The organism is Flavobacterium sp. (genome assembly GCF_049318185.1).
Lineage (GTDB): Bacteria > Bacteroidota > Bacteroidia > Flavobacteriales > Flavobacteriaceae > Flavobacterium.
Map to the genome: position 1 here is coordinate 1 of NZ_JBMOGV010000066.1, position 12,101 is coordinate 12,101.

Below are 12,101 nucleotides of genomic sequence, written 5' to 3' on the forward strand. Positions count from 1 at the left end.
CATCAGATATTAGAAACGGATTATGCATCAAGTTCAATCACGATATTTATAAAATCATTGAATTTCTTCACGTAAAACCGGGGAAAGGTCCCGCTTTTGTAAGAACTAAATTAAAAAGTTTAACCAATGGAAAAGTATTAGACAATACATTTTCAGCTGGACATAAAATTGATACGGTTAGGGTTGAAACTCAAAATTTTCAATACTTATATGCCGAAGGTGATCAATTTCATTTTATGAACACTGAATCCTATGAGCAAATAACTTTAAATAAAGATATATTAGATGCTCCCGATTTATTGAAAGAAGGAACAAACGTTATGGTTCAAATTAATACAGAAACAGAATTACCACTTTCTGTAGATATGCCAGCTTCTATTGTTTTAGAAGTTACTTATGCAGAACCAGGAGTAAAAGGAAATACAGCAACCAATGCTACTAAACCTGCTAAAGTAGAAACTGGAGCCTCGGTTAACGTTCCTTTATTTATCAACGAAGGTGATAAAATCAAAATTGATACCGCTACTGGTTCTTATATGGAAAGAGTTAAAGAATAGTAATCAGTACGCTGTGTTTAGTTAGCAGATAAAACTGAACACTAAAAACTGAACATTATAAAAAATGAAATTTTCAAGAATACATACACTAAAAGAAATCGCTACTATTATCGGTTGCCAATTTGTTGGTTCGGATGATTTTGAAGTTCATGGCATGAATGAAATTCATGTAGTAGCACCAGGTGATATTGTTTTTGTTGATCATCCAAAGTATTATGATAAAGCATTAAAATCAGCAGCGACTATTATCTTAATTAACAAAGAAGTAGATTGTCCAATTGGAAAAGCGTTGTTGATTTCTGATGATCCTTTTAGAGATTTTAATACACTTACTAAATATTTCAGACCCTTTGTTGCTGCTACAGCAAGTGTTTCGGCTTCCGCCAAAATAGGAGACGGAACGGTTATTCAACCAAATTGTTTTATAGGTAACAATGTAACTATTGGAAAAAGCTGTTTGTTGCATGCCAATGTAATTGTATATGATAATACCATTATTGGAGACAATGTAATTATTCATTCAGGAAGCATTCTTGGTGCTGATGCCTTTTATTATAAAAAACGTCCCGAAGGATTTGACCAATTACTTTCGGGTGGAAGAGTTATCATTGAAGATAATGTTGGAATAGGTGCTTTGTGTACTATTGATAAAGGAGTTACCGGTGATACTACCATAGGTGCTGGAACAAAGATTGATAATCAAGTCCACGTAGGACATGATACCATAATTGGAAAAAAATGTTTAATTGCCGCTCAAACAGGGATTGCTGGTTGTGTAATTATTGAGGATGAAGTAACACTTTGGGGACAAGTAGGTACAACAAGCGGAATCACTATTGGAGCCAAAGCTGTAGTACTGGGTCAAACTGGAGTTAGTAAATCCATAGAAGGAGGAAAGACCTATTATGGAACCCCTATAGATGAAGCCCGTGAGAAAATGAAGCAATTTGCTAATCTTAAAAAAATCCCTGAAATTTTAAATAAATTAAAATAGTCTAGAGAATAGATTTTATGGACACATTTCATAGTTATAACGGAATTTAAAGATTATGCAGAGGTTGTCAAATAAGCCAACACCAGTAATTTCGAAAAAAACTAATCACATATCACTAATTACTAATTACTATTTTCTACTTTTGCAGCACTTAAAATAAAAACAAATAAACATACAAAAACATGAGCGTTTTAGTTAATAAAAATTCAAAAATAATTGTACAAGGATTTACAGGAAGTGAAGGAACTTTTCATGCCTCTCAAATGATTGAATATGGAACAAATGTGGTGGGTGGTGTTACTCCAGGAAAGGGAGGGACAACTCATTTAGACAGACCTGTATTTAATACCGTAAAAGACGCTGTGGAACAAGCTGGAGCTGATACTACAATTATTTTCGTTCCGCCAGCTTTTGCTGCTGATGCCATTATGGAAGCTGCTGATGCAGGAATTAAAGTAATTATCACGATTACTGAAGGTATCCCTGTAGCTGATATGATTAAAGCGTATGGCTATGTTAAAAATAAAAATTGTAGACTAATAGGTCCTAATTGCCCTGGAGTAATTACACCAGGTGAAGCAAAAGTGGGTATCATGCCTGGTTTTGTTTTCAAAAAAGGAAATGTTGGAATTGTATCTAAATCTGGAACATTAACTTATGAAGCTGCTGATCAAGTTGTCAAGCAAGGGTTGGGAATAACTACTGCCATTGGAATTGGGGGTGATCCAATTATTGGAACTACAACTAAAGAAGCCGTTGAGTTATTAATGAATGACTCAGAAACGGAATGTATCATTATGATTGGTGAAATTGGTGGCCAACTAGAAGCAGATGCTGCCAAATGGATAAAAGCTGATGGTAATCGTAAACCCGTGATTGGTTTTATAGCGGGAGAAACCGCACCAAAAGGGAGAACTATGGGACATGCTGGTGCAATTGTTGGTGGTTCTGACGATACAGCTGAAGCCAAAAAACGCATCATGAGAGAATGTGGTATTCACGTTGTGGATTCTCCCGCAGAGATTGGTAAGAAAGTAAAAGAAGTGATGGGATAATTTCCATTTCAATTATATAAAAGCTCCAAAATATTTTGGAGCTTTTTTTTGTATATACTGTTTTTAAAAACTACTTATTGATTATAACCTTTACAGTTTTATCATTTTTTCCATCCGTAACTTTTACAAAATAAACACCATTATATATTGTTTCTGTTTCGATAACTGATAATGTACTTCCTTGAAAAATTTTACTTGATTTTACGGTTTGACCTAATTCATTTATTAAATAAACATTCCTATCATTAACGGCCATGGGAATTTGAATAACAACTGTACTATCAGAGTAATTGTAAATGTAATTTTTTACTAAGTATAAATTATTCTATATTTGACCTTTCAATTAAAAATTCAAAACTAACTTTTATACAAATGAAATTATTAGAAGGAAAAGTAGCCATTATTACTGGCGCAAGTAGAGGAATTGGTAGCGGTATTGCTAAAGTTTTTGCACAACATGGCGCTAATGTTGCCTTTACTTATAGCTCTTCTGCCGAAAGTGCTATGGCTTTAGAAAATGAATTATCAGCTATGGGAATCAAAGCCAAAGGATATAAATCAAACGCCGCTGATTTTAATGAAGCGCAAAAATTAGTTGATGATGTTATGGCTGAGTTTGGAAATGTAGATGTATTAATAAATAATGCGGGAATTACCAAAGACAACCTTTTAATGCGTATGTCTGAAGAAGATTTTGATAAAGTAATTGAAATCAACTTAAAATCCGTTTTCAATATGACCAAAGCGGTTCAGAAAATTATGCTAAAAAACCGCAAAGGTTCTATCGTGAATATGAGTTCAGTTGTGGGTGTAAAAGGCAATGCTGGTCAGGCCAATTATGCGGCTTCAAAAGCTGGAATGATTGGGTTTACTAAATCAGTAGCCCTAGAATTAGGTTCTAGAAATATTCGTTGTAATGCCATTGCTCCTGGATTTATTGAAACAGAAATGACTGCCAAACTAAATGATGATGTGGTACAAGGTTGGAGAGATTCAATTCCGTTAAAACGTGGCGGTACTCCAGAAGATGTGGCCAATGCATGTTTATATTTTGCTTCTGATATGAGTGCATATGTATCTGGACAAGTATTGAATGTGTGTGGTGGAATGCTAACTTAAAACAGTAAGCAGTGTTCAGAAATTAGTTGGCAGAAAGCCAGTAAAACTGAACACTAATAACTGAATACTGAACACTTAAACTATGAACACATCAACAATCCTGTTATTACTCGTATCAATACTAATTGCTGCTAGTGTTTCATTTTACCATTATATTTATAAAGTCAAAAGCAAATCTAAAGTCACTTTGCTTTTGGCTTTTTTGCGTTTTTTCAGTGTGTTGGGATTGTTAGTGTTGTTGATAAATCCAATAATCTCTCGCAGAACCATTGAAACCATTAAAACCCCATTGCCAATAGTTATCGATAACTCAGCCTCTATAGCCGATCTAAAAGCAAACAAAATAGCTTTAGAATTGTTTGAGAAGCTAAAAGAAAACACAGCTCTCTCCGATAAGTTTGATTTACAAACCTATCAATTTGATACTGATTTTTCACCTTCGGATACTATAGATTTTAAAGGTAAACAATCCAACATTGATGTAGTGGCTAAAAGCTTAAAAGAAATCTATAAAAACCAATCGTTTCCGACGATTTTGTTATCAGATGGAAATCAAACTTCGGGAGAAGATTATGTGTTTGGGTTTACTCCTGCTAATAAAGTCTATCCTCTAGTAGTTGGCGATACTATTACCTATTTGGATTTAAAGATTACCCAACTCAACGTAAACAAGTATGCCTTTCACAAAAATAAATTTCCTGTAGAAGTATTCTTGAATTATGCTGGAACAAAAGCTATCAATGCTTCTTTTAAAATAACGCAAGGCAATACCTTATTAACCGAACAAACTGTTGCTTTTTCTCCTACTAAAAAATCAGCTACGATTTCTATTTTATTACCTGCGGATAGGGTAGGACTGCAAATTTTGAAAGCCACTATTAGTTCCAAAGCACAGGAAAAAAACACTTATAACAATACTAAAAATTTTGCCGTTGAAGTAATTGATCAAAAAACAGAAGTAGCCTTAATTGCCGATTTTGCTCATCCTGATTTAGGAGCTATCAAACGTAGCATTGAGACTAATGTACAAAGAAAGGTAACGATACTTAAACCAAATGAAATCAAATTGTTAACAGATTATAATGTTTTGATATTGTATCAACCAACGGTAGCGTTCAAAAGCATATTCGAACAGAATGCTAAGGCTAAAATAAACACTTGGATTATCACAGGAAATGATACCGATTTTAATTTCTTAAACCAAAATCAAAATAGTTTTACCTTCAAATCGAGTGGTCAAAAAGAAGATTATTTGGCTTCCTTTGATAGTCAATTCAATTTATTTGCTTTAGATAATATCGGGTTTGAACAATTTCCTCCTTTAGAAAATCCTTTCGGAACCATAACAACTCAAGGGAATATCAATACTTTATTGTCTTCTTCGATTAGAAATATTGCGACCAACCAACCTTTGTTAACCTTTACTGAGAATCAAGGTGTAAGAGGGGCTTACTTATTTGGAGAAAACATCTGGAAATGGCGCGCTGAGAATTATGTCAACAAGAAGAACTTTACTGATTTTGATATTTTCTTAGACAAAACCATTCAGTATTTAGCATCAAACAATGCACGTAAATCTATGGTAGTAACTCATGAACGATTTTATAACTCAGGAGAAGGAATTGAGATTACGGCACAATATTTCAACAAGAATTATGAACTCGATGAAAAGGCGAGGTTGACAATAGCGGTTACAAATACCAAAACCAAACAAGTAAAAAACTTCGATTTACTGAGAACTACGAATGCGTTTCAAGCTAATTTGGATGGTTTAGCAGCAGGAAATTATAAGTTTACGGTCAAAGAATTGAACTCTAATTCGGTTTACAGCAGTAGTTTTGAAGTATTAGACTTTGATATTGAAAAACAATTCGTAAATGCTGATTGGAATAAACTCAATCAACTAGCTAATCAAACGCATGGTAGAGCTTATTTGCCTAGTAAAGTAGGTATTTTGGTAAAACAACTCCTAGAAGACGAGAGCTATAAAGCCATTCAAAAAACCATAGTTAAGAAGTCACCGTTGATAGATTGGATTTGGTTATTGGTGTTATTAGTTCTTTCTTTAGCTGCAGAATGGTTCATCAGAAAGTATAACGGCATGTTATAAAATGCTATATTTTTTTAATCTAAATCCTTTGTTTTCAACGTTTGCTTCAAACTAAAATAGCCTATAAGACCTGCGACTAAAGAAGATAGCAATATCATCAATTTTGCATGATTAATGATGTTTTCATTGTCAAATGCTAAAAGAGTAATAAAAATTGACATTGTAAAACCTATACCACCCAAAAAACCAACACTTACAATAGTTTTCCAAGATATATCATTTGGAAGTTTACAAATTCCAAGTAACACTGCCATATAAGTAAATAGAAAAATCCCCAACGGTTTCCCAACTATAAGTCCAAGCGCTATCCCAATGCTATAGGGTTGTGAAAGTATTTCGCTAATATCACCATTCATGAAAATAGCGGTATTGGCTAATGCAAATAAAGGCAGAACTACAAAAGCCACGGGCTTGTGTAACCAATGTTGTAACCAATAGGAGGTAGATTGTTTGTCACCATTGCCAAAAGGAATAGCAAAAGCCAATAAAACACCCGTTATACTAGCATGAACGCCCGAATGCAACATAAAATACCACATTAACACGCCACCAACCAAATAGGGAATAGCGTTGCTAACTCGTAATCTATTAAGGAGTAAGAGGAAAGCAAAAATACCCAAGGAAATAAATAAATTCAGCACTACTATCGATTTGGTATAAAAAACTGCAATCACTAGAATAGCGCCTAAATCATCAATCACGGCCAAGGCCGTTAAAAAGACTTTTAATGAAGTGGGCACTCTTTTGCCTAATAATGATAATATCCCCAAAGCAAAAGCAATATCAGTAGCCATTGGAATACCCAATCCCGATTGGGTAGGCGAACCAAAATTAAAATACAAATAGAGTAGTGTAGGGACTATCATCCCACCCAAAGCTCCAAAAATAGGGAATAACGCATCTTTGAGGTTTGATAATTCACCTTGATACACTTCGCGCTCTAGTTCTAAACCAATGAGTAGAAAAAAGATAGTCATCAGACCATCGTTTATCCAAAATTCTATAGGATGTCCTGCTAGTAGCGTGGTCCATAAATGATGATAGGAAGTGCCAAATAATGAATTGGTTAATACCAATGAAAACAAAGTACAAACAATCAAAAGTAAACCGCCTGACTTTTCACTTTCAAAAAACTCGTTACATAGCTTTGAGATTTTTATAGCACTTTTACGCATAGGTGTTATGCCTTGTATTGTCCCAATTGGGTTAAAATAGCTTTGAGTGCCTCCGGTTGTTGGGTACCTATGAGTAGATTCGTTTTTCCTGGTATTTCTAATTGTAAACCTTGGTTACCTTTCACGTTATAGGCATTGCCTTTGCCAAATAATCCTAAACGAATGCCCCAACCTCCATATTCAGTAAGTGGACTATATTCTCTTACATATACTTTAGATAAATTGTCCCAAGCATATTTTTTATAGCGAAAGTGAATAGGAAAGAACTTCACATAAATGCCATCTTCTTTTACTATGGTTTGTAGTTGCATCACCCAAAACAATAGCGTTAGAGCAAGCATTAGGGCAAAACCAATATATAATCCTTCATTACTAGTTGGATTAGTACCAAAGGGTATTTTGAGCACCACTTGTTGGTAGATGCCATATAAAAATAATCCGTTTAGCAGGAAAATTAAAAGCCAAACCCACCATTGTCTAAATTGTTGTGTTTCGGTGAAGAGTATCTTATTTTCCATGAAATTATAGTAGGATTAACAACCGTTTTGTGTTTTTTTTAATGTGGTCTAAAGATAATGAAATCTTCCGTCGAGACACCATGCTTGGCGTCTATAAATTAATGGTTTCTATTAAAAAAAATAATATTTTTATTTATGAAATTCATCCTTGCCCCATTTTTTGGGGTTATCAATGATATATTGCGAAATGGTATCATACGATCGCTGATTTCTAATAATTGAATCATGAAACCGCGCCTGCCAACCAAAATCGGGATTTATTTTTTTTGCCTGAACCGTCACCGCCGATTTAAATCCACGAATTATGGACGACAAATTTTTGGATTGTGGACCAAATTCGTTTTTGTAAATACCATCCGTAGAGGCGCCATGCATGGCGCCTCTACGGATATTTGAATTAAAATCATTATTCCCAATAAAAATAATCCCATGAAAATGGTCGGGCATAACCATAAATTCGCCCAAATCTAAATTCATATCGGGTCTAATTTGGGGTGTTTTGACCCATTCTTGGGTAACAATCGTCCCAATATCTGAATAAACCATTGCGTTATTTTGTACCGTTCCAAAAAAATATTCCCGGTTTGCGGTGCATATCGTTATAAAATAAGCAGCTGCTTGGGAATAATCCCAATTTTCTAATCGTGCAGATTCTATTCTATATTTATTGTTGAATTTTGCCATAAGGTGTTTTGTGGTTTGTTTTAATTGGATAGGTATTATCACAAATTCTGCCTAGTAGCTAACTTAAAAACCAATATCCCTTTTACTCCTTCAAAAACTCGTACACATACACCTTTGGTTTTATTTTATCGGCGAGGATGACAAGGCTTTTTCTTAAATCGCCGATGAGGGTCATGTAGTGTGCATCATCGCTTTTGGTGTTCATTCTGCCTTTTTCGTTGCGGCCTTGAAAGTGGGCACGAATATCATATAAACTGGCATTAACATTGATGTCGTGTTGTGCATGATAGTATTTCCATAATTCGCGACCAGCATCAAAAACGGCGGTGGCTTCTTCGGAAAACAGTAATGGTTGATTTGTCATTCCGACAACGGAGGAATCGCATTTGTTACTTATGTTATGAGATTCCTCCTTCGTCGGAATGACAACTTCATTAGTAAACAAATCTTCGTTTTGAACTTCTATTTTTATTTTCCCTTTAATAAAATCAGTCATAAAGTGGCTCGCAAACTTTTCTTGCGCATTGACCTCTTGCTCGGTAAATGGAAGCCAATGGTTGATGCTTTCGCTATTTGAAATTTTATTTTGGCCATGAAATAATGCAAAAGTTAAACAATCATTTTGAAACTCTGTATCAGTTTGCCAATCATCATTTGGGTAAAGAAATTGGTCGCGGTCATTCAGCCATGTTGCTTCAATACAATGACGAATTGTTAAGTAAATACAACATAAAATTAAATTCTTATCATTTATATAAAGTTCGGAATCATGTGCTTGTGTGCTACCAAAATCAATGTAAATAAAATTTTGATTTTGGAAATCATTACCTCTGTAGAATAATGTTCCAACAGATAATTCTTTTTTTGATTGATGCATCACTATCCATTTATTGATAGTATTTGGTAATTCTCCATAAAATTTTTTGGTGGAATTATAATTACCATTTTTATCATAAATATCCGTAGCAATTTCCTTTATTTTTGATTTGAATGTCGTGTTCCAAATCGTAAAACCAATTGGAAATTTACCTTTAACGTTATCAAAAGTATCTGCTGGAACTATAAACCCACCACAATAATCGGCTAAAAAATAGTCTTTGAATTTTTTGAAATTAGAACCATTTACAAATTTCAATGTTGAAAATTGTCCTAAAATACACCCTGGCATTTTTTCATAAATATTTGCCATAAACAAGGCAAAAATTTCGTTGGAAGCATTCCCAATTTTAGGTTTTAATTGGTCGTTTATTTTAAAATTTGTTGTTACACCACTTTTGTTTTCTCCTGTGCCAGTTACTGTTTTTGCAGTAGTTGCCTCCGCATAAGGCGGATTAATATAAATCACCAATTTCTTGCGTTTGGCGTCGTCGTTGATAATGTCTTGCAGACTTTGTGGCAGTTTTGAACCACCCCGTCCTTCGGACACCCCTCCAGTGGAGGGGAAAAATTCGTCGTTCAAGAAATCAAACTGAAATACATTTTTTTTCAATAAATTGGCACCGTGGTCGATGCGTTCGTGCATTACGTTGATGTCGGCTTGGTCTAGCGTGCTGGCATAAATATTATATTTATTGGTCAATCCTGCTAATAAGTTGCCCGTGCCTGCCGCACAATCCCAAATATAATAGTCGTCTTGCCAGTTTTCGCCCAAATAGTCGGTAAGGTATTTTTGAGAAAGTTCTACCCATTTTCGTGGCGTAAAAAATGCTCCTTTGCGTTCGCGAATGTCTTGCGAGACTAATAAATCTCGGCGTTCTATGACATAATCTTGAAACTCCTTTATTGGCGGACGTTTGTAGCGTTTCCAAAACTGCAAATAGGTTTCTTTGTTTTTTAAATTTATGGTGGCATCAAACATTTGCCTGATGTTTTCTTTGGCAATGCGATAACCTTGGTTTTGAAAAACCACAAATAGATTGTCTCTTATTGAGAGGTCATCATCTATGCCTTGGGTATCTCTATCGTCTACAAAAAGGTCGGCAAGATAAAAATCGTTGTCAAAGATGTTGGCTTTTTTAAGGTCGTCCCAGTTGACATCGATAATGGGTTTTACTATTTCGAGCCAACGCAAATAAATCGGGATAAAATTGTTTTTGTCAATCTTCAGTTTGTTTGCCGTGGTGGCTTTGGCAACATTATTTTTGATAAAAGCGTTAAGTTCTTTGTCGTCATCCAAATAATCAAACTCAAAAGTATTGGCTTTAAGAATGGCTTCGATGCGCTCTTTAATTAGTTTAAACTCCTTGGTTTCGTGGTTGCTTGGTGTTACATTCCAGTTAAAATCGTTGATGTAAAAAATATCTTGAATATTAATGTAAGGCACAAAAGCTATTTTCTTGAAATCAAACGCACCTAAAAACGCTGGCGGTAACGTTTTGTCAAACGTGCGCGCCTTGCCAATGGTGAGTATCAATTGCACAAACATAGACGGCACATCAAAATTGCCCGTTTTGGCTTCTGCCCAGAGCAACGGCGTTCTGCCAAACAGGTTGTCTTGTTGCGGGAAAACAGTAAAATCGATGTTGCCAATGATTTCGGTAGTGTCAAAGGTTTTGAACCAATCAGCACCTACTTTGTTTTTTAGTTCTTCTTCTCTAATGCTTTTGTATTTCATGGGGCAACTATAATTTTACCAAACTTATCAATAATCTCCAACAAAAAAAATATTTTCAAGTAGAAAATAGGAGTAAAGACATATTAATTTTCCTTGATAATTTTACCGTTTGTTTAAAACTTATGGCTTCTAAAGTCAATGATAGCAGCGATTTTAATGACTTTTCAACATAAGAAATACAACTAATGCCATAATCTTTTATATTTACAACATAATTCGATACGAATAGCAGGAACTATTCGAGGCTTTCGAAGATCTAAATTTGCTCAAAAAGACGGGTTACTAGCTGCTTTTTTTGAGCTTTTTTTATGCCCAAAAAGCTCAAAATTGTGCAAAAAATGGATTCTTTTTTATAGAAAAAAGAGCTTTTTTTAGGAATAAAATAGCCATTTTACTCTCTTTTTTCTTTCTCAAGAGGTTTCTTCCAGTTCGTCCTGACCGTTCTTTTGACTCGTTAGGACGAGTGTTTAAGTTCGTCAGGACGAACCAAAAGTTTTATCAAGACGAATTGACGAAAATTTTCGTAACAAATGGGTAAAAAAAAACCTCGAGTGCAGGAACACTCGAGGCTTTCGGACATCTAAATCTGACCCTTAAGATGTGGCGGGTTACTAGCTCGCTTTTTGGTAAGATAAATTACCTAATAATTTGCGTAATTTTTTTCCTGGACGGAAAAGAATTCTGCTTTTAGTTACGTCGGCAGCAGAAACCTCTTCGGCTGTTGCTTTACCTTCAGAACTAATACTTACTTGGAAATTACCCAAGCTACCCAATTTAACAATTCTACCTTGGTTAAGCTCATTGATGATGTTGTGTTCCAACGATCTCAATACTGCATAACAGTCAGTATCTGTTAAAGTACTCTGATAGGCAATCATCTCTGAAAGAGCTTCCATATCAGTTTCACCGTTGCCTATTGCAGCGGCATAAAATTTTTCAGGTGCAGTCATGTCCTGAGGATTCTTTCTGGACTGCGATTTAAACTTAATACTCATAATTTTTAATGTATTAAATTAATAAAATATATTTAGCTAAGTACACTGCTAATGAGCGTCTTACTGCTATTACAAAGATTACTATTTACAACCAATAATAAAAGACAAACTTATTCACAATAAGCTACAGTTTTTAACAAAATGGAGATTTTGGGACGTAGTAGGGGTTTAATTTAAAATATTGATTATTAACTTTTTACAAAACAACATTTCGCAAGAATACCCTAAAATAAAGGACGTTAAGAATTTACTGATGTTAGAATTTTACTATTTAAAATCT

General features: G+C 34.6%; 11 protein-coding genes. 5 read left to right on the forward strand and 6 right to left on the reverse strand.

Going from position 1 to position 12,101, the window contains the following annotated elements; translation table 11 throughout:
- The 3 genes from efp to sucD all read left to right on the forward strand — a co-directional run.
- Positions 1–557, forward strand: a 557-nt coding sequence (gene efp, locus ACOYLT_RS07310; protein ID WP_422853208.1) for an elongation factor P, incomplete at its 5' end; no start/stop codon positions are given.
- A 64-nt stretch (positions 558–621) separates the two neighbouring features.
- The gene (locus ACOYLT_RS07315) at positions 622–1,551 is read left to right on the forward strand and encodes a UDP-3-O-(3-hydroxymyristoyl)glucosamine N-acyltransferase (protein ID WP_422853209.1); all 930 of its coding nucleotides are present in this window, start codon (positions 622–624) and stop codon (positions 1,549–1,551) included.
- Between the two features lie 182 nt (positions 1,552–1,733).
- On the forward strand, positions 1,734–2,606 hold the full coding sequence (gene sucD / locus ACOYLT_RS07320; RefSeq protein ID WP_422853210.1) for a succinate--CoA ligase subunit alpha: 873 nt from the start codon (positions 1,734–1,736) through the stop codon (positions 2,604–2,606).
- Positions 2,607–2,676: 70 nt separating this feature from the next.
- Here the strand turns inward: sucD and ACOYLT_RS07325 are convergent, their stop codons facing one another.
- Positions 2,677–2,904, reverse strand: coding sequence for a T9SS type A sorting domain-containing protein (locus ACOYLT_RS07325; RefSeq protein WP_422853217.1), 228 nt, complete (start codon positions 2,902–2,904; stop codon positions 2,677–2,679).
- Between the two features lie 74 nt (positions 2,905–2,978).
- Between ACOYLT_RS07325 and fabG the strand changes: the two genes are divergently transcribed.
- The gene (fabG, locus tag ACOYLT_RS07330) at positions 2,979–3,725 is read left to right on the forward strand and encodes a 3-oxoacyl-[acyl-carrier-protein] reductase (RefSeq protein ID WP_422853211.1); all 747 of its coding nucleotides are present in this window, start codon (positions 2,979–2,981) and stop codon (positions 3,723–3,725) included.
- Between the two features lie 82 nt (positions 3,726–3,807).
- Positions 3,808–5,835 carry a hypothetical protein gene (locus ACOYLT_RS07335; RefSeq protein WP_422853212.1) on the forward strand — a complete coding sequence of 676 codons (2,028 nt, stop codon included), beginning with the start codon at positions 3,808–3,810 and terminating at the stop codon, positions 5,833–5,835.
- A 14-nt stretch (positions 5,836–5,849) separates the two neighbouring features.
- On the opposite strand, the gene nhaA is transcribed toward ACOYLT_RS07335, so the two are convergent.
- The 5 genes from nhaA to ACOYLT_RS07360 all read right to left on the reverse strand — a co-directional run bounded on the left by nhaA (position 5,850) and on the right by ACOYLT_RS07360 (position 11,821).
- Entirely contained in the window at positions 5,850–6,995 is a 1,146-nt protein-coding gene (gene nhaA, locus ACOYLT_RS07340) for a Na+/H+ antiporter NhaA (RefSeq protein ID WP_422853218.1), read from the reverse strand.
- A 20-nt stretch (positions 6,996–7,015) separates the two neighbouring features.
- Positions 7,016–7,528 (reverse strand): hypothetical protein, encoded by a 513-nt coding sequence (locus tag ACOYLT_RS07345; protein WP_422853213.1) that lies wholly within the window; start codon positions 7,526–7,528, stop codon positions 7,016–7,018.
- 129 nt (positions 7,529–7,657) lie between these two features.
- Positions 7,658–8,212, reverse strand: a complete 555-nt coding sequence (locus ACOYLT_RS07350; RefSeq protein ID WP_422853214.1) for a transposase — start codon at positions 8,210–8,212, stop codon at positions 7,658–7,660.
- An 82-nt stretch (positions 8,213–8,294) separates the two neighbouring features.
- Positions 8,295–10,826, reverse strand: coding sequence for a hypothetical protein (locus ACOYLT_RS07355; RefSeq protein WP_422853215.1), 2,532 nt, complete (start codon positions 10,824–10,826; stop codon positions 8,295–8,297).
- Positions 10,827–11,437: 611 nt separating this feature from the next.
- Complete coding sequence (locus ACOYLT_RS07360) at positions 11,438–11,821, reverse strand: HU family DNA-binding protein (RefSeq protein WP_422853216.1); 384 nt, start codon at positions 11,819–11,821, stop codon at positions 11,438–11,440.
- Positions 11,822–12,101: the final 280 nt, after the last annotated feature.

Bases quoted from the DNA above. Each gene is read 5' to 3' on its own strand.
- fabG (WP_422853211.1), top strand. From the start codon at position 2,979: ATGAAATTATTAGAAGGAAAAGTAGCCATTATTACTGGCGCAAGTAGA.
- ACOYLT_RS07335 (WP_422853212.1), top strand. From the start codon at position 3,808: ATGAACACATCAACAATCCTGTTATTACTCGTATCAATACTAATTGCT.
- ACOYLT_RS07345 (WP_422853213.1), bottom strand. From the start codon at position 7,528: ATGGAAAATAAGATACTCTTCACCGAAACACAACAATTTAGACAATGG.
- ACOYLT_RS07360 (WP_422853216.1), bottom strand. From the start codon at position 11,821: ATGAGTATTAAGTTTAAATCGCAGTCCAGAAAGAATCCTCAGGACATG.
- sucD (WP_422853210.1), top strand. From the start codon at position 1,734: ATGAGCGTTTTAGTTAATAAAAATTCAAAAATAATTGTACAAGGATTT.
- ACOYLT_RS07315 (WP_422853209.1), top strand. From the start codon at position 622: ATGAAATTTTCAAGAATACATACACTAAAAGAAATCGCTACTATTATC.
- ACOYLT_RS07355 (WP_422853215.1), bottom strand. From the start codon at position 10,826: ATGAAATACAAAAGCATTAGAGAAGAAGAACTAAAAAACAAAGTAGGT.
- ACOYLT_RS07350 (WP_422853214.1), bottom strand. From the start codon at position 8,212: ATGGCAAAATTCAACAATAAATATAGAATAGAATCTGCACGATTAGAA.